The organism is Pseudomonas sp. P4_C8 (assembly GCF_056401975.1).
Genome location: NZ_JBFUIH010000069.1, coordinates 19,327 through 42,756 on the forward strand (window position 1 = coordinate 19,327; position 23,430 = coordinate 42,756).

26 protein-coding genes and 2 pseudogenes are annotated in these 23,430 nt (G+C 60.9%); 13 read left to right on the forward strand and 15 right to left on the reverse strand.

The genetic code is table 11. From position 1 onward, the window contains the following. The first annotated feature begins 96 nt into the window (after window positions 1-96). The 4 genes from AC1DWM_RS28245 (at window position 97) to AC1DWM_RS28260 (ending at window position 5,216) form a co-directional block, all read left to right on the forward strand. A complete protein-coding gene (locus AC1DWM_RS28245; RefSeq protein WP_007894317.1) occupies window positions 97-339 on the forward strand; it encodes an exodeoxyribonuclease VII small subunit in 243 nt (80 codons plus the stop codon). After that, a complete protein-coding gene (gene ispA / locus AC1DWM_RS28250) occupies window positions 336-1,223 on the forward strand; it encodes a (2E,6E)-farnesyl diphosphate synthase (RefSeq protein ID WP_223521910.1) in 888 nt (295 codons plus the stop codon). Before AC1DWM_RS28245 ends, ispA begins: the two co-directional genes overlap by 4 nt. 92 nt (window positions 1,224-1,315) lie before the next feature. Next, the gene (gene dxs / locus AC1DWM_RS28255) at window positions 1,316-3,214 is read left to right on the forward strand and encodes a 1-deoxy-D-xylulose-5-phosphate synthase (protein ID WP_223521909.1); all 1,899 of its coding nucleotides are present in this window, start codon (window positions 1,316-1,318) and stop codon (window positions 3,212-3,214) included. 118 nt (window positions 3,215-3,332) lie between these two features. Beyond that, window positions 3,333-5,216, forward strand: a complete 1,884-nt coding sequence (locus tag AC1DWM_RS28260) for a TonB-dependent receptor domain-containing protein (RefSeq protein ID WP_223521908.1) — start codon at window positions 3,333-3,335, stop codon at window positions 5,214-5,216. An 87-nt stretch (window positions 5,217-5,303) separates the two neighbouring features. Here the strand turns inward: AC1DWM_RS28260 and AC1DWM_RS28265 are convergent. The 12 genes and pseudogenes from AC1DWM_RS28265 to nrdR all read right to left on the reverse strand — a co-directional run. Beyond that, window positions 5,304-5,996 (reverse strand): annotated as a pseudogene (locus AC1DWM_RS28265) (helical backbone metal receptor); the annotation flags it as partial. After that, window positions 5,996-6,415, reverse strand: coding sequence for an MFS transporter (locus tag AC1DWM_RS28270; RefSeq protein ID WP_477796703.1), 420 nt, complete (start codon window positions 6,413-6,415; stop codon window positions 5,996-5,998). The pseudogene AC1DWM_RS28265 and the gene AC1DWM_RS28270, both read right to left, overlap by 1 nt. Further along, window positions 6,412-7,029, reverse strand: a complete 618-nt coding sequence (gene ribA / locus AC1DWM_RS28275) for a GTP cyclohydrolase II (protein ID WP_223521905.1) — start codon at window positions 7,027-7,029, stop codon at window positions 6,412-6,414. Before ribA ends, AC1DWM_RS28270 begins: the two co-directional genes overlap by 4 nt. 255 nt (window positions 7,030-7,284) lie before the next feature. Then, window positions 7,285-8,019 carry a substrate-binding periplasmic protein gene (locus AC1DWM_RS28280; RefSeq protein WP_477796704.1) on the reverse strand — a complete coding sequence of 245 codons (735 nt, stop codon included), beginning with the start codon at window positions 8,017-8,019 and terminating at the stop codon, window positions 7,285-7,287. Between the two features lie 22 nt (window positions 8,020-8,041). Continuing rightward, window positions 8,042-8,545 carry a phosphatidylglycerophosphatase A family protein gene (locus AC1DWM_RS28285; RefSeq protein ID WP_477796705.1) on the reverse strand — a complete coding sequence of 168 codons (504 nt, stop codon included), beginning with the start codon at window positions 8,543-8,545 and terminating at the stop codon, window positions 8,042-8,044. Then, complete coding sequence (gene thiL, locus AC1DWM_RS28290; protein WP_477796706.1) at window positions 8,542-9,507, reverse strand: thiamine-phosphate kinase; 966 nt, start codon at window positions 9,505-9,507, stop codon at window positions 8,542-8,544. Before thiL ends, AC1DWM_RS28285 begins: the two co-directional genes overlap by 4 nt. An 18-nt stretch (window positions 9,508-9,525) precedes the next feature. After that, entirely contained in the window at window positions 9,526-10,026 is a 501-nt protein-coding gene (gene nusB, locus AC1DWM_RS28295) for a transcription antitermination factor NusB (protein WP_007944234.1), read from the reverse strand. Then, window positions 10,023-10,499: a 6,7-dimethyl-8-ribityllumazine synthase gene (gene ribH / locus AC1DWM_RS28300; RefSeq protein ID WP_003185938.1), complete on the reverse strand. Its 477-nt coding sequence runs from the start codon at window positions 10,497-10,499 to the stop codon at window positions 10,023-10,025. Before ribH ends, nusB begins: the two co-directional genes overlap by 4 nt. 91 nt (window positions 10,500-10,590) lie before the next feature. Continuing rightward, window positions 10,591-11,682, reverse strand: a complete 1,092-nt coding sequence (ribBA, locus tag AC1DWM_RS28305) for a bifunctional 3,4-dihydroxy-2-butanone-4-phosphate synthase/GTP cyclohydrolase II (protein ID WP_223521900.1) — start codon at window positions 11,680-11,682, stop codon at window positions 10,591-10,593. A 16-nt stretch (window positions 11,683-11,698) separates the two neighbouring features. Then, window positions 11,699-12,364, reverse strand: a complete 666-nt coding sequence (locus AC1DWM_RS28310; RefSeq protein ID WP_008059524.1) for a riboflavin synthase — start codon at window positions 12,362-12,364, stop codon at window positions 11,699-11,701. Window positions 12,365-12,408: 44 nt separating this feature from the next. Continuing rightward, on the reverse strand, window positions 12,409-13,542 hold the full coding sequence (ribD, locus tag AC1DWM_RS28315) for a bifunctional diaminohydroxyphosphoribosylaminopyrimidine deaminase/5-amino-6-(5-phosphoribosylamino)uracil reductase RibD (RefSeq protein WP_477796707.1): 1,134 nt from the start codon (window positions 13,540-13,542) through the stop codon (window positions 12,409-12,411). Further along, complete coding sequence (gene nrdR / locus AC1DWM_RS28320) at window positions 13,539-14,003, reverse strand: transcriptional regulator NrdR (RefSeq protein WP_003228656.1); 465 nt, start codon at window positions 14,001-14,003, stop codon at window positions 13,539-13,541. The genes ribD and nrdR overlap by 4 nt, the downstream gene beginning before the upstream one ends. A 127-nt stretch (window positions 14,004-14,130) precedes the next feature. Between nrdR and AC1DWM_RS28325 the strand changes: the two genes are divergently transcribed. The 3 genes from AC1DWM_RS28325 (at window position 14,131) to trxA (ending at window position 16,286) form a co-directional block, all read left to right on the forward strand. Beyond that, window positions 14,131-14,595, forward strand: a complete 465-nt coding sequence (locus tag AC1DWM_RS28325) for a YbaY family lipoprotein (RefSeq protein WP_223521896.1) — start codon at window positions 14,131-14,133, stop codon at window positions 14,593-14,595. Further along, window positions 14,592-15,248 (forward strand): class I SAM-dependent methyltransferase, encoded by a 657-nt coding sequence (locus tag AC1DWM_RS28330; protein ID WP_223521894.1) that lies wholly within the window; start codon window positions 14,592-14,594, stop codon window positions 15,246-15,248. The genes AC1DWM_RS28325 and AC1DWM_RS28330 overlap by 4 nt, the downstream gene beginning before the upstream one ends. A 165-nt stretch (window positions 15,249-15,413) precedes the next feature. Then, entirely contained in the window at window positions 15,414-16,286 is an 873-nt protein-coding gene (gene trxA / locus AC1DWM_RS28335) for a thioredoxin (RefSeq protein WP_223521892.1), read from the forward strand. Between the two features lie 70 nt (window positions 16,287-16,356). Here trxA and AC1DWM_RS28340 read toward each other — a convergent pair whose 3' ends face one another. After that, window positions 16,357-16,704 carry a hypothetical protein gene (locus AC1DWM_RS28340; protein ID WP_223521890.1) on the reverse strand — a complete coding sequence of 116 codons (348 nt, stop codon included), beginning with the start codon at window positions 16,702-16,704 and terminating at the stop codon, window positions 16,357-16,359. A 135-nt stretch (window positions 16,705-16,839) separates the two neighbouring features. On the opposite strand from AC1DWM_RS28340, the gene AC1DWM_RS28345 reads away from it, so the two are divergent. From AC1DWM_RS28345 to AC1DWM_RS28365, 5 genes are all read left to right on the forward strand, one after another. Further along, on the forward strand, window positions 16,840-17,415 hold the full coding sequence (locus tag AC1DWM_RS28345; protein ID WP_223521887.1) for a DUF2796 domain-containing protein: 576 nt from the start codon (window positions 16,840-16,842) through the stop codon (window positions 17,413-17,415). Window positions 17,416-17,551: 136 nt separating this feature from the next. Then, complete coding sequence (locus AC1DWM_RS28350; protein ID WP_223521886.1) at window positions 17,552-18,262, forward strand: ABC transporter ATP-binding protein; 711 nt, start codon at window positions 17,552-17,554, stop codon at window positions 18,260-18,262. A gap of 1 nt (window position 18,263) precedes the next feature. Next, complete coding sequence (locus tag AC1DWM_RS28355) at window positions 18,264-19,529, forward strand: ABC transporter permease (protein ID WP_477796708.1); 1,266 nt, start codon at window positions 18,264-18,266, stop codon at window positions 19,527-19,529. A gap of 11 nt (window positions 19,530-19,540) precedes the next feature. Continuing rightward, window positions 19,541-20,059: a DUF3299 domain-containing protein gene (locus AC1DWM_RS28360; protein WP_223521882.1), complete on the forward strand. Its 519-nt coding sequence runs from the start codon at window positions 19,541-19,543 to the stop codon at window positions 20,057-20,059. Window positions 20,060-20,282: 223 nt separating this feature from the next. Next, window positions 20,283-20,984, forward strand: coding sequence for an OmpW/AlkL family protein (locus AC1DWM_RS28365; RefSeq protein WP_223521880.1), 702 nt, complete (start codon window positions 20,283-20,285; stop codon window positions 20,982-20,984). Between the two features lie 192 nt (window positions 20,985-21,176). On the opposite strand, the gene AC1DWM_RS28370 is transcribed toward AC1DWM_RS28365, so the two are convergent. Together AC1DWM_RS28370 and AC1DWM_RS28375 are read right to left on the reverse strand one after the other, a co-directional pair. Further along, entirely contained in the window at window positions 21,177-22,106 is a 930-nt protein-coding gene (locus tag AC1DWM_RS28370; RefSeq protein ID WP_477796709.1) for an NAD-dependent epimerase/dehydratase family protein, read from the reverse strand. Next, window positions 22,099-22,983 (reverse strand): sugar nucleotide-binding protein, encoded by an 885-nt coding sequence (locus AC1DWM_RS28375; RefSeq protein ID WP_223521876.1) that lies wholly within the window; start codon window positions 22,981-22,983, stop codon window positions 22,099-22,101. Before AC1DWM_RS28375 ends, AC1DWM_RS28370 begins: the two co-directional genes overlap by 8 nt. 334 nt (window positions 22,984-23,317) lie before the next feature. On the opposite strand from AC1DWM_RS28375, the pseudogene AC1DWM_RS28380 reads away from it, so the two are divergent. Beyond that, a pseudogene (locus AC1DWM_RS28380) lies at window positions 23,318-23,430 on the forward strand (IS110 family transposase); the annotation flags it as partial.

The following is a 23,430-nucleotide window of genomic DNA, read 5'->3' on the forward strand; positions in this document are numbered from 1 at the left end:
GTCGTGTCAGAGAGTTAACGGGGTCCTGCTCATTTGCCCATAACCCCCATGTCTGCTAGTGTCGCGCCGGTTTAACGTCAACCGGAAATAGCCGCCATGGCCCGCAAAAAAGCTGCACTGGATTTCGAACAATCGCTCGCTGACCTGCAAACGCTGGTAGAGCGTCTGGAGAACGGCGAACTGTCGCTGGAAGACTCGCTGACGGCTTTCGAGCAAGGCATCGGTCTGACTCGCGATTGCCAGGCGGCGCTGGCCCAGGCCGAGCAGAAGGTTCAAGTGCTGCTCGAACGTGATGGCGAGTTGGCCGAGGAACCCTTCGACGCGGATCAGCCAGAATGATTGCAGCGTATTCGGCGACCAGCCAGGCCCGCGTCAACGCGGCACTGGAAACCCTGTTCAACGCCCCCAGCTCTGAACTTGCCCGCCTCTATGAAGCCATGCGCTACAGCGTGATGAATGGCGGCAAGCGCGTACGTCCATTGCTGGCTTATGCGGCCTGCGAAGCGTTGGGCGGCAAGGCTGAGCAAGCCAACGGCGCGGCCTGCGCGGTGGAGCTGATTCACGCGTACTCCCTGGTGCACGACGACTTGCCGGCCATGGATGATGACGACCTGCGCCGCGGCCAGCCGACGACTCACAAGAAATTCGATGAAGCCTGCGCAATTCTTGCCGGTGACGGCTTGCAGAGCCTGGCGTTCAGCGCCCTGCTCGACCCGCGCCTGAACGGGGCGGACGCCGAGATCCGCCTGCAGATGGTCAGCGCCCTGGCCGTCGCGGCAGGCCCGGCGGGCATGGTCGGCGGTCAAGCCATCGACCTCGGTTCGGTCGGTCTGAAGCTCGATCAAAAAGCCCTTGAGTACATGCACCGGCACAAGACCGGCGCGCTGATTGAAGTCAGCGTCAAACTCGGCGCCCTGGCCAGCGGCCGCGCCGAGAAGGACGAACTGAAAGCATTGCAGACCTATGCTCAGGCCATCGGCCTGGCGTTTCAGGTGCAGGACGACATTCTCGACGTTGAAAGCGATACCGAAACCCTCGGCAAACGCCAGGGCGCCGACATCGCTCGCGACAAACCGACCTACCCGGCGCTGCTCGGCCTCGACGCGGCCAAGGCTTACGCCCTGGAACTGCGTGATCAGGCCCTGCACGCGCTGCGACCGTTTGACGCGGCCGCCGAACCCTTGCGCGATCTGGCCCGCTACATCGTCGACCGGCGTAGCTGACAGCGTATCGGCCAAGTTAAGACCAACGCGTGGGCAGGGGGCGATGCATCAGGTAAACTGCCGCATCTTTTATACCTATAACGATTCGCCTGATGCCCACGACGTTTCATGAGATTCCCCGCAAGCGCCCGACCACGCCCCTGCTCGACCGTGCCAACACGCCGGACGGCCTGCGCCGGTTAGGCGAAGCCGAGCTGGAAACCCTGGCCGATGAGTTGCGCCTGGAATTGCTCTACACGGTCGGTCAGACCGGCGGGCATTTCGGTGCAGGCCTGGGCGTCATCGAACTGACCATCGCGTTGCATTACGTCTTCGACACCCCGGACGACCGGCTGGTGTGGGACGTGGGTCATCAGGCTTATCCGCACAAAATCCTCACTGGCCGTCGCGAGCGCATGGGCACTCTGCGCCAGAAGGACGGCGTCGCAGCCTTCCCGCGCCGTTCCGAGAGTGAGTACGACACCTTTGGCGTCGGCCACTCCAGCACCTCGATCAGCGCAGCGCTGGGCATGGCCATTGCCGCCCGCCTGCAGAACAGTGATCGCAAGGCCATTGCCGTGATCGGCGATGGCGCGCTGACCGCCGGTATGGCCTTCGAGGCGTTGAACCACGCGCCGGAAGTGGACGCCAACATGCTGGTGATCCTCAACGACAACGACATGTCGATCTCGCGCAATGTCGGCGGATTGTCGAATTACCTGGCGAAAATCCTTTCCAGTCGCACTTACGCAAGCATGCGCGAGGGCAGCAAAAAGGTCCTGTCGCGCCTGCCCGGCGCCTGGGAAATCGCTCGTCGTACCGAAGAATACGCAAAAGGCATGCTGGTTCCCGGCACGCTGTTCGAAGAGCTGGGCTGGAACTACATCGGCCCTATCGACGGCCACGACCTGCCTACCCTGATCGCCACCTTGCGCAACATGCGCGATCTCAAAGGCCCGCAGTTCCTGCACGTCGTCACCAAGAAAGGCAAAGGCTTCGCCCCGGCCGAAGTCGACCCGATCGGTTACCACGCCATCACCAAACTCGAACCGCTGGACGCACCGGCCGCTGCGCCGAAGAAAGCCGGCGGGCCGAAGTATTCCGGCGTGTTCGGTGAATGGCTGTGCGACATGGCCGCTGCTGATCCGCGCTTGGTGGGCATCACCCCGGCGATGAAAGAAGGCTCCGATCTGGTGGCGTTCAGCGAGCGTTTCCCATTGCGCTACTTCGACGTGGCGATTGCCGAGCAACACGCGGTGACCCTCGCCGCCGGCATGGCGTGTGAAGGCGCTAAACCGGTGGTGGCGATTTATTCGACGTTCCTGCAACGTGGCTATGACCAGCTTGTGCATGATGTGGCGGTGCAAAACCTCGACGTGCTGTTCGCCATCGACCGCGCGGGTCTGGTGGGTGAAGATGGCCCGACCCACGCGGGTAGCTTCGACCTGTCGTTCTTGCGCTGCATCCCCGGCATGCTGGTGATGACCCCGAGCGACGAAAACGAACTGCGCAAAATGCTCACTACCGGTCACCTCTACAACGGCCCCGCGGCGGTGCGTTACCCACGCGGCTCGGGGCCTAATGCGACCATTGAGAAAGACCTGCAACCGATTGAAATCGGCAAAGGCATTGTTCGTCGTCAGGGCAGCAAAGTCGCCTTGCTGGTGTTCGGCGTGCAACTGGCCGAGGCGCTGAAAGTCGCCGAAACGCTGGATGCGACGGTGGTCGACATGCGTTTCGTCAAACCGCTGGATGAAGCGTTGGTTCGCGAAATCGCCGGCAGCCACGAGCTGTTGGTGACCGTCGAAGAAAACGCAATCATGGGCGGTGCCGGCGGCGCGATCAGCGAATTCCTCGCCCGCGAAAATATCCTCAAGTCGGTCCTGCACCTGGGCTTGCCGGACCTCTACGTCGAACACGCCAAGCCTGCGCAGATGCTGGCCGAGTGTGGGCTGGATGAGGCCGGGATCGAAGCGGCGGTGCGTGAGCGCCTGCAACTGCTCAACATCTAAATCCCATCCCCTGTAGGAGCCGGCTTGCCGGCGAAGGCGCCCTCATGGGCGCCAAAAGCTTCGCTGGCAAGCCAGCTCCTACAAGGACCGCGCCGTCCTTGATACACAAGAATTGACCATGAATTTCTCTCGCCTCGCCCTGACGCTGACCCTGCTGCCAGCCGGTCAACTGCTGGCCGACACCTTCGAACGCGATCAAGCCTTGAAACTGCCCGACGTGTTGATCACCGCCAATCGTCAGGTCGAAGCGCGCAACGACAGCAGTGCCGCCAATACAGTGTTCACCCGCGAAGACATCGACCGTCTGCAACCGGACAGCATCACCGATTTGCTCAAACGGGTGCCGGGCGTGCAAGTGGCACAAACCGGCGGGCTCGGCAGTCTGCCGGGGGTTTATATTCGCGGCACCCAGTCGGCGCAAAGCCTGGTGCTGGTGGATGGTCAGCGCATCGGCAATTCGACCTCGGGCGACAGCAACCTGCAACACATCAACATCGAGCAGGTCGAGCGCGTGGAAGTGCTGCGCGGCTCCCGTTCGGTGATATATGGCAGTGACGCCATCGGCGGGGTGATTCAAATCTTCACCCGGCGCGGAGGTGAACAAGGCCTGCAACCGCGGATGCACGTAGGATTTGGCAACAACCAGACCTGGGAACGCAGCCTTGGGCTGTCAGGTGGCGATGAGAACACCCGCTTCAATCTCGGCGCCAGCCTCAATGAAACTGCCGGGATCAATCGCACACACGAGTCTTTTCCCAGCGACAGCGATCACGATGAGTACCGCAATCAATCGGTTAGTTTCAGCGTGAGTCATACGCTTACCGATGACCTGGAAATCGGTACCAATATTCTGGATAACCGAGGCAAAAGCGAGTTCGACAACCCGTTTGGCCGCTTTGACCCGGACACTTTCGAGTCAGTCCAGCAGCAGCCTTTCAGCGAGTTCGAAGTGAGCAGCGTCAGCAGTTATGTCGACGCACGGGTTAACGATGCCTGGAAGACCCGCGTCGAATTCGGCCACAGCGAAAACCGCGAGAAGACCCTCGACAAGCTCAGCGATGAACGCAGCGTCTTCAATACCTACCGCGACTCGGTGAACTGGCAAAACGACCTGACGCTCACCGAGCGCAACAGCCTGATCCTGGGCGGCGACTGGTACGAAGACCGGATCAACAGCAGCACGCCCTTCGACGAAGACAGCCGCTGGAACCGCGCCGCCTTTGTTCAGCATCACTACCAGGTAGACAGTTTTTCCACCGAACTGGGCCTGCGCCGTGACCAGAACCAACAGTTTGGCGGCCAGAACAGCTGGAGCGGCACCTTCACCCTGCCGCTTAACCCGGATAACGTTGTGCTGCTGACGTACAGCGAAGGCTTTCGCGCGCCGACGTTCAATGACTTGTACTACCCGGATTTCAGCAACCCGGACCTGAAACCTGAAACGTCGAAAAACTATGAGCTGCAATGGCGTAGCCAGTTAACAGAAACCAGTCGCCTGGAAACTTCGCTTTATCGCATCGATCTTGAAGACGCGATTATTTTCGGCAGTAACTCTCAGCCAGAGAACGTGGCCTCGGCGCGGATCAATGGCTTCGAAGCGGCATTGAAACAGGAATTGTTCGGCTGGCAGAGCAACCTTGGTATATCGATCATCGACCCGCGCGACCGCGATACCGGCCACACCCTCGCCCGTCGTGCACGGCGGACGTTGAGCCTGGATCTGGATCGACAATTTGATCGCCTGGGCCTCGGCGCCAGTTGGCAAGCAGTCAGCAGCAGCTATGACGACTTGAACAATCAACAGCCACTGAGTGGCTACGGCTTGTTGGGGTTGCGCAGCAGCTGGGAACTCAATCGTGAAATCACGCTTGAGCTGAAGCTCGATAACCTGCTGGATAAAAGCTATAGCCGGGCGATGTACAGCCATGAAGGCAGTCAGTTTGGGTATCGAGAGGAAGGTCGGGCGTGGTTGTTTGGGGTGACCTGGACACCCGAGATCTGACCTGAAGTCAGCTGTGTCTAGGCGGACGTCATCGCGGGCAAGCCACGCTCCCACAGTGGAATGCATTCCAAATGTGGGAGCGTGGCCCACCGCCGCCACCTGCGGCCACGTCTTCCATGCGTCGAGTTGGGCCTGATCACTGGCCAGAATCACCTCGGGATTACGCTGCAACACCGCCTCGACACTGACCTGCGGCGCGGGCAACGTCAGGTCGGCAAACACGTTGCGCGCGCCGCACACCTCTAGCGCATCACTGATGATCTGCCCGCCACCCACGGTGTACAACGGCCGATCCCAGACTTGATAAAACACCCGCAACGGCTCATCCCGTCGATAACGCTGACGCAGGGTATCCAGTTTTTGGCGTAGATCGACCGCCAACGTTACGCCCCGTTCGGGCCGACCGAGTTGCGTAGCGATCGCCTCCATTTGCGCAGCGAGTTGGTTGAGCGTGTGAGGTTCGGCGACGTACGTGGGGATGTTCAACCGCTTGAGCTGCTCACGCTGGGCTGGGCCAACGCTGCCCGGCCAGAGCAGCAGTAAGTCGGGCTGAAGACTGAGCAAACGCTCCATATCCAATTGACCGTAGCGGCCAACCGAAGGAAGGTGTTCAAGCCCGGATGGGCGCTCACCGGCATCCAGCACACCGACCAGCAGGTCGGCTGAACCCAGTTCGACGACGATTTCAGAGAGGGACGGCGCCAGACTGACGACCCGCCCGACGGCAACCGCCGAGCCGCTGACGGCCAGCAGCAGAACCGCCAGCCAGGCTCGAAGCATCAGCCGAGTTGACGCGGAATACGGTAGAGGTAAAACAGCACCATGGTCGACAGCGCCAGCAGCATCAACGGCACGGCTTCGAGGCCGACGAACACCGCCAGCGCACCAATCCAGGCAGGCACTGCAGCCGCCAGAAACGCGGTACGCCGCTTAGCGGCCAGGGCGATCCAGGCGGCGGGTTCCTCAGGCGTGTCGAGGGCTTTTTGCGTAGCGATCAGGGCGTGCTTGTAGCCACCGAAAAACTTCAGGCTGACAAACATCGAGGCCACCCCAGCGATGAACAACGGCATCGCCAGCACCGGCAGAATCGCCTCGCCCTGGCCAAATACGCCATTGATCACCAACAGCGGCAACAAGGCCAGCGCCAGGTATTGCCACCAATTGAACGACAGCCGCCGCCTAACCTGACCGCGGGTCACGCTCGATCCGCCTCGCCCTGATGCTCGTTGCCCATCATGTGGTCGAGCTTGCTGGCCTTGGTCGCCAGGTAGAGTTTGTTGTGCGGGTTGTGGCCGGTGTGCAGCGGCACGCGCTCGGCGACCAAGATGCCCATGTCGGTCAAGGCTTTGACCTTGCGCGGGTTGTTGGTCATCAGACGCAGGGATTTCACGCCCAAGTGCTCAAGCATCGGCAGACATATGGCGTAATCACGCTGGTCGGCAGCGAAGCCCAGGCGCTCGTTGGCCTCAACGGTGTCAGCACCGCCATCCTGCAACTCATAGGCGCGGATCTTGTTCAGCAGGCCAATACCACGGCCTTCCTGACGCAAGTACAACAACACGCCACGGCCTTCACGGGCGATGGCTTGCAAGGCGGCTTCAAGTTGAGAGCCGCAGTCACAGCGCTGGCTGAACAAGGCATCACCCGTCAGACATTCGGAGTGCAACCGGCCGAGTACCGGGGCACCGTCGGCAAACTCACCCAGGCTCAGCACCACGTGCTCGCGGCCGGTGGCTTCATCGAGAAAGCCATGCATGGTGAATTGCGCAAAAGGCGTTGGCAGCTTGGAAGCGGCGACAAAAACGACAGGCACCGGTGTGCTCCTGATCAATAGTGCTGGAGATTCGCAGACGCGGCATTGTAACAGCCGATTCCTGCAGACGCTTAGGCTGAATTATGGGGCATAACGATCAAAAAGTTAGATATCAGGCCACTACTGCACCCTTTGGGAGCGAATCTGCTCGCGATGACGGACTGTCTTGCGCCATTGATGTCATGTCGACTGACATACCGTCTTCGCGAGCAGGCTCGCTCCCACAGGGTTAATCATGTGCCACAGGGTTCATGTTCAGTTCGAATCGAACGGATAGGGCTGTTTCCAGCGCACGAAGATCGGTTTCAGTGCGCCGCTTTTCACTAACAGATCCATGCGCTGGTCGAACAACGCCATCAACGTCCGGGCATCGGGCGTATTAGCAAAGCACAGATACAGCGGCAATTCAGCGATATGCGTGCGGCGGTACTGGGAAGGATCCTTGGCCCGCTTGACGATGTAATCGATCTCGGGCAGCGCATCGATGTAAAAGTCGGCACGGTTGTGGGACAGCATCGACAAAATGCCGGTACGCCGCACGACTTCGTTATGGCGCTGCACGTTGGGCAGGTACTTCTGGTACTCGTAACCGCGGACCCAGGCCAGTCGATAGTTGCCGAGGGTCTCCGGGCTCGGCGCCGGATTACTGGCCAGGCCCAACGCGTAGATGTGATCGGTATCGTAATTCCAGCGTGGATAAAGCACATCGCTGGCCTCGTCACGGTAAGAACCGACACAGGCATCCACTTCACCGCGTTGGGCCAGGCCCACGGCGCGGGTGTAGGGTTCGGTGCGCAAGTCCAGCTTGACCCCGGCCGGCTCGAAGATAGCCCGCAGCACGTCCCAGCCCAGGCCATGCCCGTCAGCGGCGGTGTAGTCTTCCCATTCTTCGCTGGCCAGATGAATCACTGACGGCGTCGGCGCGGCATCCGCCGCCTGGGCGAGTGAGCAAAACATTGCGAAAAAAACCGCCAACCCGCACCGAGCCATCCTAGTCCCCTTGCTTCGCCCGTCAGGCGAAAATCCATACCAGCCCTTGCATTGCCAACCACGCAAATACACCAGCCAACACGTCGTCGAGCATAATCCCGACGCCGCCATGCACATGCCGGTCGATCCAGTGAATCGGCCAGGGCTTGAGAATGTCGAAGAAGCGGAACATCAGGAATCCCGCCAGCAACCAGTACCAACCTTCCGGCACCAGCCACAGGGTGATCCACATTCCGACCATTTCGTCCCAGACAATGCCCTCGTGGTCGTGCACGCGCAAATCATCGGCCACTTTGCCGCACAGCCAGAAGCCGAACAACATGGTGATACCGAGCGTCAGCCAGTAACCCCAGTCGGGCAGCATTTGCCACAACGGGATAAAGGGTAGCGCCACTAACGAACCCCAGGTGCCCGGTGCTTTGGGCAGGGTGCCCGAGCCGAAGCCGAACGCCAGGAAATGCCAGGGGTTGCGCCAGACCGATGGCGGTACGAATTCCGCCGGGACCTGTTTGGGATGATCTGTCACGGTGTCTCCCGAAAATGTTGATAGCCCCGGGTTTGCGGGGTGATGTCTTGCCCATCGGCATCCAGCAGCGCCACGCCCTGCCCCGTCACGACACGCCCGACCACATGTATCGGCCAGCCGTCCGCCAGCAATGAAGACAACTCGACGAACGGTAATGTGAAGGCCAGCACATAATCATCGCCGCCACTCAGGGCAGCCGTTTCGGCACCGGATTGACCGAGGAACGCCACTAACGCCGCCGACACGGGCAGCTTACTCCGCTCAACCTGAATACCGACCTTCGACGCCAGCGCTATGTGCCCGCAGTCGGCGAGCAGGCCGTCGGAGATGTCCAGCGCCGAGGTCGCCTTGCCGCGCAATGCCTGGCCCAACGCCAATTGCGGCTGCGGTGACCAGTAATGCGCCAGCAACGGATCGGCGATGGCCGCGTCAGCGGTACGCTGACCCAACACCAGTGGCAAAGCCCCCGCCGCGTTGCCCAGTTCACCGCCAACGCAAAGCAAGTCGCCGGTTTGCGCGCCACTACGGGTCAGCGCCTTGCCGGCCGGCACACGACCGAACACGGTCATGGTCAGGCTCAGCGGCCCCCGGGTGGTATCGCCGCCTACCAACGCTACACCGCAGCGTTGCGCCATGAGGCTCAAACCACGGGCATAGGCCTCTAACCAATCGGCGGTCACCGTCGGCAAGGTCAGGGCAAGGGTAAAGGCAATGGGGGTGGCGCCCATGGCAGCCAGATCGCTGACCGCCACAGCCAGCGAGCGCTGACCGAGCAGAAACGGGTCACAGGGGTCTGCGAAATGCACACCGGCAACCAGCGTATCGGTGGAAATGGCCAACTGCTCCCCGGGAGGAACAGCCAGCAAGGCGCAGTCATCACCAATCCCGAGGGCAACGCCTTCGCCGCCTTGCGCACAGGGCGCGGCGGCGAAGAAGTTGCGGATCAGCTCAAACTCGCCCATCGCATACTCAAGCGCGAATCAGCGCTTGAACGCCTTCACTTCAGCTTCACGCAGACGCGGGGCCAGCTTGTCGAGTACACCGTTGACGAACTTGTGGCCGTCGGTGGAACCGAAGACTTTCGCCAGCTCGATACCTTCGTTGATCACAACGCGGTAAGGGACGTCGACGCGCTTGATCAATTCCCAGGTCGACAGGCGCAGAACGGCCAGTTCGACCGGATCCAGCTCTTCGATCGTAATGTCCAGGCATGGGGCCAGGGCCGTATCGATCTCGGTGCGGTGCGCCGGAACGCCATGCAGGATGTCGTGGAAGTACGCGGCATCAACATCGCTGAAATCGTTATCGACCCGGAACTGCGCTTCGATCTCGTTCAAAGACTGCTTGGCCATGTGCCACTGGTACAGCGCCTGAGTCGCGAGCTGACGAGCTTCGCGACGCTTGACGCTTTTCGATGGCTTGCCGGCATCCGCAGGCTTTGGATCGCGCGGGTTGAAACGATCGCTTTCGTCGCTAATCACTTGGCCTCCAACTGCGCCAGCAGGCTGACCATTTCCAGAGCGGACAGGGCAGCTTCAGCACCTTTGTTACCGGCCTTGGTGCCGGAACGTTCGATGGCTTGCTCGATGGAATCAACGGTCAGCACGCCGAAAGCGACTGGAACGCCGAACTCCATGGACACCTGGGCCAGGCCCTTGGTGCATTCGCCCGCCACGTATTCGAAGTGCGGAGTACCGCCACGAATGACCGCGCCCAGAGCGATGATTGCCGCGTATTCGCCCTTCTGAGCGACTTTCTGCGCAACCAGCGGAATTTCGAAGGCGCCAGGAGCGCGGATGATGGTGATGTCGCTTTCGCTTACGCCGTGGCGAACCAGGGCATCCACAGCACCGCTGACCAGACTTTCAACGACGAAGCTGTTGAAACGGCCCACTACCAAAGCGTAGCGGCCTTTAGGGGCGATGAAGGTACCTTCGATGGTCTTCAGGGTCATTCGTTAGATCTCTTAAAGAGCCGGGACGCGCTTTCTACGCGCCCCTCAGTGATTTTTTAGCCGCGAATCAAGGACTGGAAACAACCGGTCATTATTCGGAGGGCACGTATTCTACAACTTCCAGATCGAAACCGGATATCGCATTAAATTTCATTGGCGCACTCATCAGGCGCATTTTGCGTACGCCCAGGTCCCGAAGGATCTGCGAACCGGCACCGACGATGCTGTAGGTGGTCGGTTTTTTCACGGCCGCCTGGTCGGCGGTTTCGCGAATGTGCGCCAGCAACACGTCGCCATCGAGCGGGTGACCGAGCAACAGCACCACACCGCTGCCGGCCTCGGCGACCGCGGCCATGGCGGCGCGCAGGCTCCAGCGGCCCGGCTGCTTGACCATCAACAGGTCGCGCAACGGGTCCATGTTATGTACACGAACCAGGGTCGGTTCTTCGGCGCAGACAGTGCCCAGGGTCAGGGCCATGTGCACGTCGCCTTCCACGGAATCACGATAGGTCACCAGGTTGAATTGGCCCAGTTCGCTGTCCAGTGGCTGCTCGGCAATCCGCTGAACGGTACGTTCGTGGATCATCCGGTAGTGGATCAGGTCGGCGATGGTGCCGATTTTGATGTTGTGCTCAGCGGCGAAGGTTTCCAATTCGGCGCGACGGGACATGGTGCCGTCGTCGTTCATCACTTCGCAGATCACGCCGCTTGGCTCGAAACCGGCCATGCGCGCCAGGTCGCAGGCGGCTTCAGTGTGGCCAGCGCGGGCCAGCGTGCCGCCGGCCTGGGCCATCAGCGGGAAGATGTGGCCCGGGCTGACGATGTCTTCAGCCTTGGCGTCTTTCGCGGCGGCCGCTTGCACGGTGCGCGCACGGTCGGCAGCGGAGATGCCGGTGGTCACGCCTTCGGCCGCCTCGATGGACACGGTGAACTTGGTGCCGAAGCCGGAACCGTTACGCGGCGCCATCAATGGGAGCTTCAGCAGTTCGCAGCGCTCGCGGCTCATCGGCATGCAAATCAGGCCACGGGCGTGCTTGGCCATGAAGTTGATGTGCTCGGGCTTGCAGCACTCGGCGGCCATGATCAGGTCGCCTTCGTTCTCGCGGTCTTCGTCATCCATGAGGATGACCATCTTGCCTTGGCGGATGTCTTCAACCAGTTCTTCGATGCTATTGAGCGCCACAAGGCACCCCCTTGAGTCAGGATTTGAGGTAGCCGTTGGCGGCCAGAAAGCTTTCGGTAATGGTGCTGCCGGCAGTCGGCTCTGCGGCCTTGTCGCCCAGCAACAGACGCTCCAGATAACGCGCCAGCAAGTCGACTTCCAGGTTCACCCGGCGACCTGGCTGGTACGACGCCATGATGGTTTCGCTCAGAGTGTGCGGAATGATCGTCAGCAGGAACTCGGCGCCATCGACCGCGTTCACGGTCAGGCTGGTGCCGTCGACGGTGATCGAGCCTTTATGGGCGATGTACTTGGCCAGTTCTTTCGGGGCGCGGATGCGGAATTCCACGGCACGCGCGTTTTCTGTACGGGCAACCACTTCGCCCACGCCATCGACGTGACCGCTGACCAGATGCCCGCCGAGGCGAGTGGTCGGGGTCAGGGCTTTTTCCAGGTTCACCGGACTGCCGCTTTTGAGGTCGTTCATGGCGGTGCAGTCGAGGGTTTCGCGGCTGACGTCGGCAGCAAAGCCGTTGCCCGGCAGTTCAACTGCGGTCAGGCACACGCCGTTGACCGCGATGCTGTCGCCCAGTTTGACGTCGCTCAGGTCGAGCTTGCCGGTTTCTACGTGGACCCGCACATCTCCGCCTTTTGGGGTCAATGCACGAATACTGCCGATGGATTCGATGATGCCGGTAAACATGGAGTCCTCCTCGAGAACAAAGCCGTCTAGGCAGCGGCCAGGAATTATACGCTGGCGGCTGGCGAAGGAATGGCAGTGACCCGCCAGTCATCGCCAACCGCGCGAATTTCGGTGATTTTAAGCTCGGGCGCATCCTTCATTTGCACGAGCGGCCAGTCGAGCAGTGGCCGCGCCGAGGAGCCGAGGAACTTGCCGGCGATGAAAATCTGGAATTCATCCACCAGGCCTTGCTGCGCGAAAGCGCCGGCCAGACGCGGGCCGGCTTCGACCAGCACCTCGTTGACGTCACGGGCGGCGAGCGCGACCAGCAACTGGCGCAGATCGACCTGACCGTCAACACCGGGCACGATCAGGCATTCCGGGCCATTGGCATATTGCTCCTCTACCGCCACGCAGGTGGCGACCAACGCCGGGCCGGCCTTGAAGAAAGGCGCATTCAACGGCACCCGCAGGCGGCCGTCGATCAGCACGCGCAGCGGTGGACGGCTCATGGCCAGAGCGGTTTGCTCCGGATCCAGGCCCAATTCGTCAGCGCGCACGGTCAGCCGGGCGTTGTCCGCCAGCACCGTGTCGGCGCCGGTCAGCACCACGCTGGCCTGGGCACGCAGGCGTTGCACCGCCGAACGCGCCGCTGTGCCTGTGATCCATTGGCTTTCGCCGCTTTCCATCGCGGTGCGACCGTCCAGGCTCATGGCCAACTTGACCCGCACGAACGGCAAGCCGTGTTCCATGCGCTTGAGGAAGCCTTGATTGAGCTTTCGCGCTTCACCTTCCAGCACGCCACTTTCGGTGGTAATCCCGGCTTGGGCCAGGCGTTGCAGACCGCGACCGGCGACTTCCGGGTTCGGATCCTGCATGGCCGCGACCACACGGGCGACACCGGCATTCACCAGGGCATCGGCGCAGGGCGGCGTGCGGCCGTGGTGACTGCACGGCTCCAGCGTCACGTAGGCGGTGGCGCCACGGGCCTTGTCGCCGGCGGCTTGCAGGGCGTGGACTTCGGCATGTGGTTCGCCGGCGCGCACGTGCCAGCCTTCGCCGACAATCTGCCCGTCATGCACGATCACACAGCCCACCCGAGGGTTGGGGTGCGTCGTGTAATGGCCTTTTCGCGCCAGTTCCAGCGCGCGGGCCATGTAATGGGCATCGAGGATGGCAAGTTCTGCGGGCGTATTCATTCTTTCACCGGCTCACGGGCCAGGCGATCGATCTCTTCGCGGAACTCGTTGAGGTCCTGGAAGCGGCGATACACCGAAGCGAAGCGAATGTAGGCGACTTCGTCGAGCTTTTGCAGCTCGGCCATCACCAGCTCACCGACCACGAGGGATTTGACCTCGCGCTCGCCGGTGGCGCGCAGTTTGTGTTTGATGTGCACCAGCGACGATTCAAGGCGCTCGACACTCACCGGGCGCTTCTCCAAGGCACGCTGCATACCGGCGCGCAGTTTTTCTTCGTCGAACGGCTGACGGCTGCCGTCGGTTTTGATCAGGCGCGGCAACACCAGTTCGGCAGTCTCGAACGTCGTGAAACGCTCGCCGCAGGCCAGGCATTCACGCCGGCGGCGCACCTGTTCGCCCTCGGCGACCAGACGCGAGTCGATGACCTTGGTGTCGTTGGCACCGCAGAAGGGACAGTGCATGGTGGCAGGCAACAAAAAAAGGGAGGGCCATGGTAGCGCATCCCCGTGGCAAGACAAGCCATAGGGTTTGCGGTATACAGACGGCTATAGTGTTTGATCCATGGATTTCACCTTGCTGGAGCCGTAAATGTCCCTAAGACCGCTCGTTTTGCTCAGTCTATTCAGCCTGCTGGTGGCCTGCGGCAGCGATGCACCCAAGTCCCAGCCGCCGACGCCAGGGCCGGCCCCACAGGCTGCGCAGAAAAAAGCGCAAGAATCGGCCAACCTCGGACCGCTGCCGGCGTATCAACGTGAATTGAGCGGCACCTTGCAAGGCGTGCCTGCCGGCGCCGAAGTCGAACTGGCGCTGCTGGTGATCGACGAAAAGGATCGCCCGCAACAATTGCTCGCCAGCTCCAGTTTGATCGGCACCAATCAAGTGCTGCCATTTCACCTGCGTTTTAATCCGGAATCGTTCCCTTCCGGTGCCCGCGTTGAACTGCGCGGTCGTGCCAGCCAGTCCGGCCAGTTGATTCTGCATCTGCCGTCGCGGGTCATCTCGCAGCCAACCACGCAGGCTTTGGGTCAGCTGCAATTTGTCAAAGCGCCATGATTGCACCGCTCGACCTGCAACAGGCCTTGGGTGAACTGCTCGGTGATGCGCAGCTTGTACCTGTCGCATTACCCGAGACCGACCTGAAACTCTGGCTGATCGACGGCGACAACATGGACCGCGCATTCAGCCCGGAAGAAACCCGGCGGATTCTGCATGAGCCGCCGTACTGGAGTTTCTGCTGGGCCAGTGGCCTGGCAGTGGCGCGCTACCTCGCCGAATTCCCCGAGTGGGTCAAAGGCAAACGGGTGCTGGATTTCGGTGCCGGTTCCGGGGTGGCGGGCATCGCTGCAGTGAAGGCCGGCGCGCTTGAAGTGGTGGCCTGTGACCTCGACCCGCTGGCGATTGCCGCGTGCCGGGCAAACGCGCAACTCAATGATGTCCATCTCAACTACTCGACCGACTTTTTCGCCGAGGCGGACCGGTTTGATCTGATCCTGGTCGCCGATGTGCTCTACGACCGGGCGAACCTGCCATTGCTCGATGAATTTTTAACCCGTGGCAAAGAGGCGCTGGTGGCCGATTCGCGTGTCAGGGATTTTCGTCATTCGCTGTATCAGCGCATCGAAATGCTGGAGGCCATGACTCTGCCGGATCTGGCCGAACCTGAAGAGTTTCGGCATGTGAGCCTTTACCACGCGCGGCGCGGCTAAAAGCTTCGCGAGCAGGGATGTTCGGTGTGACGTAGATCACTTGTGGGAGCGAGCCTGCTCGCGATGGCGATGTGTTCGGCAACACAAGACTAACTGCCACCCCGCTTTCAGCCATACCCCGCCTGGCCTTATAGTTGCCCCATTCACGCTTCCAAGAGATCCCCCATGAGTCAGGAAACGCCGTACATCTTCGACGCCACGACTGCTGATTTCGACCAGTCGGTGATCGAGAACTCCTTCCACAAACCGGTGCTGGTGGACTTCTGGGCCGAATGGTGTGCGCCCTGCAAAGTGCTGATGCCATTGCTGCAGACCATTACCGAGAGTTATCGGGGCGAGTTGCTGCTGGCCAAGGTCAACTGCGATCTGGAACAAGACATCGTCGCCCGTTTCGGGATTCGCAGCCTGCCGACCGTGGTGCTGTTTAAAGATGGTCAACCGGTCGACGGTTTTGCCGGTGCACAGCCGGAATCCGCCGTACGGGCGATGCTTGAGCCTCACGTACAAATGCCGCCACCGGCCGCCGCCGACCCGTTCGAGCAGGCTCAGGCCTTGTTCGATGACAGTCGTTTCGCCGACGCCGAAGCCGTACTGAAAGTGTTGCTGGGCGAAGACAACACCAACGCCAAAGCGCTGATCCTCTACGCCCGCTGCCTCACCGAGCGCGGTGAGTTGGTTGAAGCGCAAACCGTGCTCGACGCGGTCAAGAGCGATGAACACAAAGCGGCGCTGGCCGGTGCCAAGGCGCAGATCCTGTTTCTCGGCCAGGCCAAGGATTTGCCGGATGCGGCAGACCTGAAAGCGCGTCTGGCGAAAAATCCGCAGGATGATGAAGCGGTGTATCAACTGGCCATTCAGCAACTGGCTCGCCAGCAATACGAGCCGGCGCTGGACTCGTTGCTGAAACTGTTCATCCGCAATCGCAGCTACAGCGAAGGCTTGCCGCACAAGACCTTGCTGCAGGTGTTCGAATTGTTGGGCAATGACCACCCGCTGGTGACCACGTACCGCCGCAAGCTGTTTGCTGCGCTGTATTAAGCAACCTTGTAGGAGCACGGCTTGCCGGCGATGGCGTCCCTGAGATCGCCATCGCCAGCCGCCTGTGCTCCTACAAGGGCTCTTGCCAGCTGTAGAGCGGCGTATCGCCGCCGCTCGACACCTTCACATCGGCGCTATGGCGCAAGCGCACCAACAAGCGCTTGCCCGACGCCGCGCTGCCCGTCAGAGCTTCCAGCTGATCGAGCAAATCCGGCCCGCTCAATTGCCCGGCCTTGCGCAACAGGTCCCTGGCGATCTGCCACAACGCCTCATCCTGAGTCACCGGTTTGGCCGGGGCGACACTGGCCTCGGGCTGGCTCACCTGCAACTGCGCGCCGAGCCGTGCCCAGTCGCCGTCATCCATCTCCAGCGTCAAATCCACCGGCCAGTCGCCGATGCTTCCGCGTATACGCAACATACGTCTGCTCCTGCACATTTCTGACCTGCATGCTCCCATGGGACTTGTGCAACGCCAAGTAGCCGGTCAAACTCCTCGCACTTACGTTATAAGATTACATAACAAATACTTCATTTTACTTTTCGAGGACCCGCCATGCGCCGTCTGCTGCTCGCTTTGCCGTTTGCCTTGTTACCGCTGGCCGTCGCCCACGCCGCTGACGAACATGATCATGAGCACGGCAGCCTCGGCGCCCACGAACATGGCGTCGGTCGCTTGAATGCCGCGCTGGACGGCCAGACCCTGGAACTGGAACTTGAAAGCCCGGCGATGAACCTGGTGGGCTTCGAACACGCCGCCACCACGGATGCCGACAAAGCCAAAGTCGCCACCGTTCGTGCGCAACTCGAAAAACCATTGGTGCTGTTCAACCTGCCAAAAGCGGCCGGTTGCGTGATCGCCATGCAGGAACTGGAAAGCCCGTTGTTCGGTGACAAACCGGACGCCGATGACCACGATGAAGACGCCAAAAACGAACATCATCACGATCACAGCGAAATCCACGCTCACTACCAATTCACCTGCGCAGCTCCCGGCGCCCTGAAAAACCTGGACTTGGCGAACATCTTCAACACGTTCCCGGCGACCCAGAAAATTCAGGTACAACTGATCAGCCCGAGCGGCCAGCAAGGCATTGAAGTGACAGCCAAGGCGGCCGCCCTGAAATTCTGAATCCACCGAAAATCCAATGTAGGAGCGGGCTTGCCCGCGAAGGGGCCATCACATTCAACACATCTGTTGACTGTCAGACCGGTTTCGCGAGCAGGCTCGCTCCCACAGGTTTATCAACACCCATGAAATCGGCGCCATGACCCAAGCACTCATCGAACTGTCCGACCTGGGCTTCAGTTGGCCCGGTCACCCGCCATTGCTGGACATCCCGGCGTTTCGCCTGGAGCCTGGTGAAACCCTGTTCCTCAAAGGCCCCAGCGGCAGTGGCAAGACCACCCTGCTCGGCCTGCTCGGTGGCGTGCAGAAGCCGGATCGCGGCAGCATTCGTCTGCTTGGCCAGGAACTGACCGAACTCGGCGCCGGTGCGCGCGACCGTTTCCGCGTCGATCACACCGGTTACATCTTCCAACAATTCAATTTGCTGCCGTTTCTGTCCGTGCGCGAGAACGTCGAACTGCCCTGCCACTTCTCCAGGCTGCGCGCCGAACGGGCGAAACAGCGCCACGGCAGCGTCGATCAGGCAGCGGCCACCCTGCTCGCTCATTTGGGTTTGAAGGATGAAAGCATCCTCAGCCGTCGCGCCGACTCGCTGTCTATCGGCCAGCAGCAACGCGTGGCCGCTGCGCGCGCGTTGATCGGTCAACCGGAATTGGTCATCGCCGACGAACCGACGTCGGCCCTGGACTACGACGCGCGAGAAAACTTCATTCGGTTGTTGTTCGCCGAATGCCGTGAAGCCGGGTCGAGCCTGTTATTTGTCAGCCATGACCAGAGCCTCGCACCGCTGTTCGATCGCCACCTGTCGCTGGCCGAACTCAATCGCGCCGCCACCCCGTTCGAGGTCTGAGATGTATTTGTTTCGTCTAGCCATGGCCAGTCTGGCTAACCGGCGCTTCACCGCCCTCCTCACCGCGTTCGCCATCGCCCTGTCGGTGTGCCTGCTGTTGGCGGTGGAACGAGTGCGCACCGAAGCCAAAGCCAGTTTCGCCAGCACCATCAGCGGTACCGACCTGATCGTCGGCGCGCGTTCCGGTTCGGTGAACCTGTTGCTGTACTCGGTGTTCCGAATCGGCAACGCCACCAACAACATCCGCTGGGACAGCTTCGAACACTTCGCCAACAATCCGAAAGTGAAATGGGCGATCCCGATGTCCCTCGGCGACTCCCATCGCGGCTATCGAGTAATGGGCACCACTGAGGCCTACTTCGAGCATTACCAGTACGGCCATCAGCAGCACCTGGAACTGGCCGACGGTCGCGCCTTCGCCACCGATCCGTTTGAAGTGGTGCTCGGTGCCGAAGTGGCGGATGCATTGCACTACAAGCTCGGCGACAAACTGGTACTGGCCCACGGTGTGGCGGTGATCAGCCTGGTCAAGCACGACGACAAACCATTCACCGTGGTCGGCATTCTCAAACGCACCGGGACCCCGGTGGACCGCACGCTGCACATCAGCCTTGGCGGCATGGAGGCGATTCACGTCGACTGGCACAACGGTGTGCCAGCGCAAGGCAACGGCCGGATCAGTGCCGATCAGGCGCGCAACATGGACCTCACGCCGCAAGCGATCACTGCGTTCATGCTCGGCCTCAACAGCAAGATTTCGACCTTTGCGATGCAACGCGAAATCAATGAATTCCGTGGCGAGCCGATGCTGGCGATCCTGCCCGGCGTGGCGCTGCAAGAACTTTGGAGTTTGATGAGCACGGCGGAAAAAGCCTTGTTTGTGGTCTCGCTGTTTGTTGTGCTGACCGGGTTGATCGGCATGCTCACGGCGATTCTCACCAGCCTGAACGAACGTCGGCGCGAGATGGCGATACTGCGTTCGGTGGGAGCCCGGCCGTGGCACATCGCGACCTTGCTGGTGTTGGAGGCGTTTGCATTGGCGCTGTCCGGGGTGATTGCCGGCGTGGCATTGCTCTATGTATGCATCGCCACCGCCCAAGGTTACGTGCAAGCCAATTACGGCTTGTACCTGCCACTCGCGTGGCCCAGCGAGTATGAATGGATGCTGCTCGGTGGCATCCTGATCGCCGCCTTGCTGATGGGCAGCGTGCCGGCCTGGCGCGCGTATCGCCAATCGTTGGCCGATGGCCTGTCGATCCGACTATGAGGACGTTGAACATGCCCCGCGCCTTACTTGCGCTGCTGATGCTGGTCGCCCTGCCCCTTTGGGCAGCCGAGCCGAAAGACCTGACCTGGTCGCAAATGATCCCGCCGGATGCCGCGCCGGAAGTGCCGAACATGACGCCCCTGCACGACCTGTCGCAGATGAGCAGCACGCTGTCTGCCGAGTCGGCACCCGCCGCCAGACAGGACATGCCGAATGCGCCGGTGGTGAAGAGCCTTGATGGTCAGAATATTCGCCTGCCGGGCTACATCGTTCCACTGGAAGTGAGTGAAGACGGTCGTACCACGGAGTTTCTGCTGGTGCCGTATTTCGGCGCGTGCATCCACGTGCCGCCACCGCCGTCGAACCAGATCGTGCATGTGAAAAGCGAAGTCGGCGTGAAGCTGGATGAGCTGTACCAACCGTACTGGATCGAGGGGGCGATGCAGGTCAAGGCATCAACCAGTGAGTTGGCGGATGCCGGATATCAGATGGAGGCGAACAAGATTTATGTGTATGAATTGCCGGAGTGAATCCGGCAATTCTGTGTTGCCCACAAGATAGCTATCGCGAGCAGGCTCGCTCCCACAGGGTTTAGGTGATCCCTGTGGGAGCGAGCCTGCTCGCGATAGGGCCTCAGTTACACCACAGAAACAAGCCCCATCACTGTTTTCATTGAGCTGAATCAAAAGACCGCATCAGACGGATTTGTACCATTGGGCATCAAAAATTTTTAACGCCCTTTGGAGCCCTCCCATGCACAAGTCTTTGCTCAGCGCCTCGCTGGTTGCCCTCGCGCTCGCAGCCCCCCTCGCCCATGCCTTCGAGGCCGGCGACATCCTTATTCGTGCCGGCGCAATCACCGTCGACCCAAAAGCCGACAGTTCCAGCGTCAAGGTCGATCAAGGCCCGCTGGCCGGTGCAGACCTGGGTGGCGAAGCCACCCTGAGCAGCGACACGCAGCTGGGTCTGAACTTCGCGTACATGTTTACCAGCCACTGGGGGATCGAACTGCTGGCAGCCACCCCGTTCGAGCATGACGTGAAGCTCAAAGGCACTGCCCTGGGCTCAGCCGCCAACGGTAAACTCGGCACCATTAAACAGCTGCCACCGACCTTGAGTGTCGTGTACTACCCGCTGGACTCGAAGTCCGATTTCCAACCGTATCTCGGCGCCGGCATCAACTACACCGTGATCTACGACGAAAACGTCGGCAGCGAAGCCCAGGCCAAGGGCTTCAGCAACTTCGAAGCGGACAACTCATGGGGCCTGGCGTTTCAGGTTGGTGCTGACTACATGATCACCGACAACATCTTGATCAACGCCCAGGTACGCTACATCGACATCGACACCACCGCGACCGTTGAAAACAACGCAATTGCGCCGGGTACCCGGGCTAAAGTCGATGTGGACGTAGACCCGTTCGTTTACATGGTTGGTTTGGGTTACAAGTTCTAAGCCCCCTTCGCGAGCAGGTCGAATCGTCGCACCGTCGCTCCCACATTTGATCTGTGCATCAACACACAACCACTGTGGGGGCGACGGTGCGACGATTCGACCTGCTCGCGAAGACGTCAGCCCAGACAGCACACAGCCAGACCCAATAAAAAAGGCGCCTCAACAGGCGCCTTTTTTGTGATCGCGAAAATCTCAGCGCCCCAACAACCGTGCCAGGCCAACACTCATGGGTGTCTGCGCAGGGTAGGTAAAGCGCTCCAGCAAACGCCGGTTGTTCGCCCGCGAATGGCGGATATCGCCAGAGCGCGCCGGGACGTAGCTGATGGGCGGCAACTCACCGAACAGCGCTTCCAGCGCTTGTAGCAATTGCTTGAGACTGGTCGCCTGGTTCCAGCCGACATTCACCGCACCGGCTTCAACTTGCGGCTTTTCGATGGCCTGCACCAGCAGTTCAATCAGATCCTCGACGTAGACGAAATCGCGCGTCTGCTCGCCATCACCGAACACGGTAATCGGCAGACCTTGGCGCGCCCGTTCGCTGAAAATGCTGATGACCCCAGAATACGGCGAGGAGGGGTCCTGACGCGGGCCGAAGATGTTGAAGAAGCGGAAAATCACCGGCTCCAGCGCATGCTGGCGACGGTAGAATTCGAAGTAGTGTTCGCTCGCCAACTTGTCCACTGCGTAAGGCGTCAATGGCGCCTTGGGCGTGTCTTCGTCAATCGACTCACCTTCGCCATTGTTGCCGTAAACCGCCGCACTGGAGGCAAACAGCACGCGTTTGACGCCGGCCTGGCGCATGGCTTCGCAGACATTCAGTGAACTGATGAAATTGCTCTGGTGAGTCTTCACCGGATCGGCCACCGAGGCCTGTACCGAGGCCACCGCGGCCAGGTGCGCCACGGCGCTGCAACCGACCATCGCCTGAGCCACCAAAGCAGCGTCGGCGACATCACCTACGATCAATTCGAGGTTGGGGTTATCCAGCGGCAGGTTGCTGCGTTTGCCGGTGGACAGATCATCGAGAATGCGCACCGAATGCCCCTTGGCGAGCAAGGCATCGGTCAGGTGCGAGCCGATGAAACCGGCACCGCCGGTGATTAAAACAGGTCCGTCAGCCATGGCGATAAAACCTATCCAGTAGGCCCGGGAGTGCGGCGCGCCAGGCGCGAGGTTTGATCCCGAACGTGTGCAAAATTTTCTTGCAGGCCAACACCGCGTGTTGCGGCTCTTCGGCGGCATCCGGTCGCGCGGCGTGAGCCTGGGCGGTCGGCGCTTCAATGGCCAGCGGATGCAGGCTGCGTGCTTCGGTCAAGATAGCCTGACCCAGTGCCAGCGGCGTGGTCGCCTCATGGCCGGCGTAATGATAGGTGCCCCACAGCGGCGCGGCACAATCGAGTTGTTTGAGCACCGAGATGATCACACGGGCCGCATCGTCGACCGGTGTCGGGTTGCCCCGGCGGTCGTCGGCCAACAACAGTTCTTCAGGCGTCTCGGCCCGCGCGAGGAAACGCCCGAGCGTGCCGTCAGGACTGTCATCGAGTAACCAGCCGAAACGCAGCAACACGTGCTGCGGGCAAGTCGCGCGAACGCTTTGTTCGATGCGCCACAACGACTGACCGCGCAGTCCCAGCGGAACCGGTTCGTCCTTCTCGCTGTAGGCGGTGGCACGGGAGCCATCGAACACGCGATAACTCGAGGGTTGCAGCAGAACAATGTTGTGATGCTGGCACAGTTCGGCCAGACGCTCGATTGCTCGCTCCTGCCCGGCCAGACGTTGCTCGCTGACTGTTTCCGCCTGAAACCAGTCGAAGTAGTAGGCGAGGTTGATCAACGCGTCCGGGCGGGTGTCGTCGAGCAGTTGCGTCAGGCTCGCGGCATCCCAGCCGTCTTGCGGGGGGCGGGGGGCGAGGAAACCGATGTCTTCCTCCGCACCGAGGCGAATCAGCGCCTGCCCAAGGGCATTTCCGCCGCCCAGTAACATAAGGCGCATTCGCATAGAGTCAGCAGGCCCAGTCTGATTGGAACGATGGCTTTTATCGACAAGGCCCGCGGGCCATGTCGTTGATAGTTTCTGGAATCGTTGCATTTTGCGGGTTTAGTGCGCAACCGTCATCCGTAAAGTGTAGATCTTGCCGTTTTGTGCAAGCAGACAGGGCCTCATCGCGGGCAAGCCTTGCTCCTACAATGGTGCCGGTCATACCTGTAATTGGATGGACTCGCCCACGCCGAGGCGTCAATGCGCCACGGTGGCAGTCTAAGAAGCCAACGGCAGCGAGGGCGAGTCCATGAAAAAGAATACGACGCTTAAACAGTCCCTGTCTTCAACCGATGTGTCGGCCTGTACGACAGTGGCGGTCGATCTTGCCAAGCAGGTCTTTCAGGTCGCAGGCGAAGACGCTCTGGGCCAGGTGCTTTATGAAGAACGCCTCAAATCGCGTGAAGC

Excerpts from the sequence above, each read along its gene's own strand:
- AC1DWM_RS28350 (WP_223521886.1), top strand. The coding sequence starts at position 17,552 with ATGACCCAAGCACTCATCGAACTGTCCGACCTGGGCTTCAGTTGGCCC.
- AC1DWM_RS28280 (WP_477796704.1), bottom strand. The coding sequence starts at position 8,019 with ATGGCTCGGTGCGGGTTGGCGGTTTTTTTCGCAATGTTTTGCTCACTC.
- AC1DWM_RS28345 (WP_223521887.1), top strand. The coding sequence starts at position 16,840 with ATGCGCCGTCTGCTGCTCGCTTTGCCGTTTGCCTTGTTACCGCTGGCC.
- AC1DWM_RS28370 (WP_477796709.1), bottom strand. The coding sequence starts at position 22,106 with ATGGCTGACGGACCTGTTTTAATCACCGGCGGTGCCGGTTTCATCGGC.
- trxA (WP_223521892.1), top strand. The coding sequence starts at position 15,414 with ATGAGTCAGGAAACGCCGTACATCTTCGACGCCACGACTGCTGATTTC.
- ispA (WP_223521910.1), top strand. The coding sequence starts at position 336 with ATGATTGCAGCGTATTCGGCGACCAGCCAGGCCCGCGTCAACGCGGCA.
- AC1DWM_RS28340 (WP_223521890.1), bottom strand. The coding sequence starts at position 16,704 with ATGTTGCGTATACGCGGAAGCATCGGCGACTGGCCGGTGGATTTGACG.
- AC1DWM_RS28330 (WP_223521894.1), top strand. The coding sequence starts at position 14,592 with ATGATTGCACCGCTCGACCTGCAACAGGCCTTGGGTGAACTGCTCGGT.
- ribD (WP_477796707.1), bottom strand. The coding sequence starts at position 13,542 with ATGAATACGCCCGCAGAACTTGCCATCCTCGATGCCCATTACATGGCC.
- nrdR (WP_003228656.1), bottom strand. The coding sequence starts at position 14,003 with ATGCACTGTCCCTTCTGCGGTGCCAACGACACCAAGGTCATCGACTCG.
- AC1DWM_RS28260 (WP_223521908.1), top strand. The coding sequence starts at position 3,333 with ATGAATTTCTCTCGCCTCGCCCTGACGCTGACCCTGCTGCCAGCCGGT.
- AC1DWM_RS28245 (WP_007894317.1), top strand. The coding sequence starts at position 97 with ATGGCCCGCAAAAAAGCTGCACTGGATTTCGAACAATCGCTCGCTGAC.
- AC1DWM_RS28325 (WP_223521896.1), top strand. The coding sequence starts at position 14,131 with ATGTCCCTAAGACCGCTCGTTTTGCTCAGTCTATTCAGCCTGCTGGTG.
- dxs (WP_223521909.1), top strand. The coding sequence starts at position 1,316 with ATGCCCACGACGTTTCATGAGATTCCCCGCAAGCGCCCGACCACGCCC.
- AC1DWM_RS28360 (WP_223521882.1), top strand. The coding sequence starts at position 19,541 with ATGCCCCGCGCCTTACTTGCGCTGCTGATGCTGGTCGCCCTGCCCCTT.
- AC1DWM_RS28310 (WP_008059524.1), bottom strand. The coding sequence starts at position 12,364 with ATGTTTACCGGCATCATCGAATCCATCGGCAGTATTCGTGCATTGACC.
- thiL (WP_477796706.1), bottom strand. The coding sequence starts at position 9,507 with ATGGGCGAGTTTGAGCTGATCCGCAACTTCTTCGCCGCCGCGCCCTGT.
- AC1DWM_RS28375 (WP_223521876.1), bottom strand. The coding sequence starts at position 22,983 with ATGCGAATGCGCCTTATGTTACTGGGCGGCGGAAATGCCCTTGGGCAG.
- AC1DWM_RS28355 (WP_477796708.1), top strand. The coding sequence starts at position 18,264 with ATGTATTTGTTTCGTCTAGCCATGGCCAGTCTGGCTAACCGGCGCTTC.
- AC1DWM_RS28365 (WP_223521880.1), top strand. The coding sequence starts at position 20,283 with ATGCACAAGTCTTTGCTCAGCGCCTCGCTGGTTGCCCTCGCGCTCGCA.
- ribH (WP_003185938.1), bottom strand. The coding sequence starts at position 10,499 with ATGACCCTGAAGACCATCGAAGGTACCTTCATCGCCCCTAAAGGCCGC.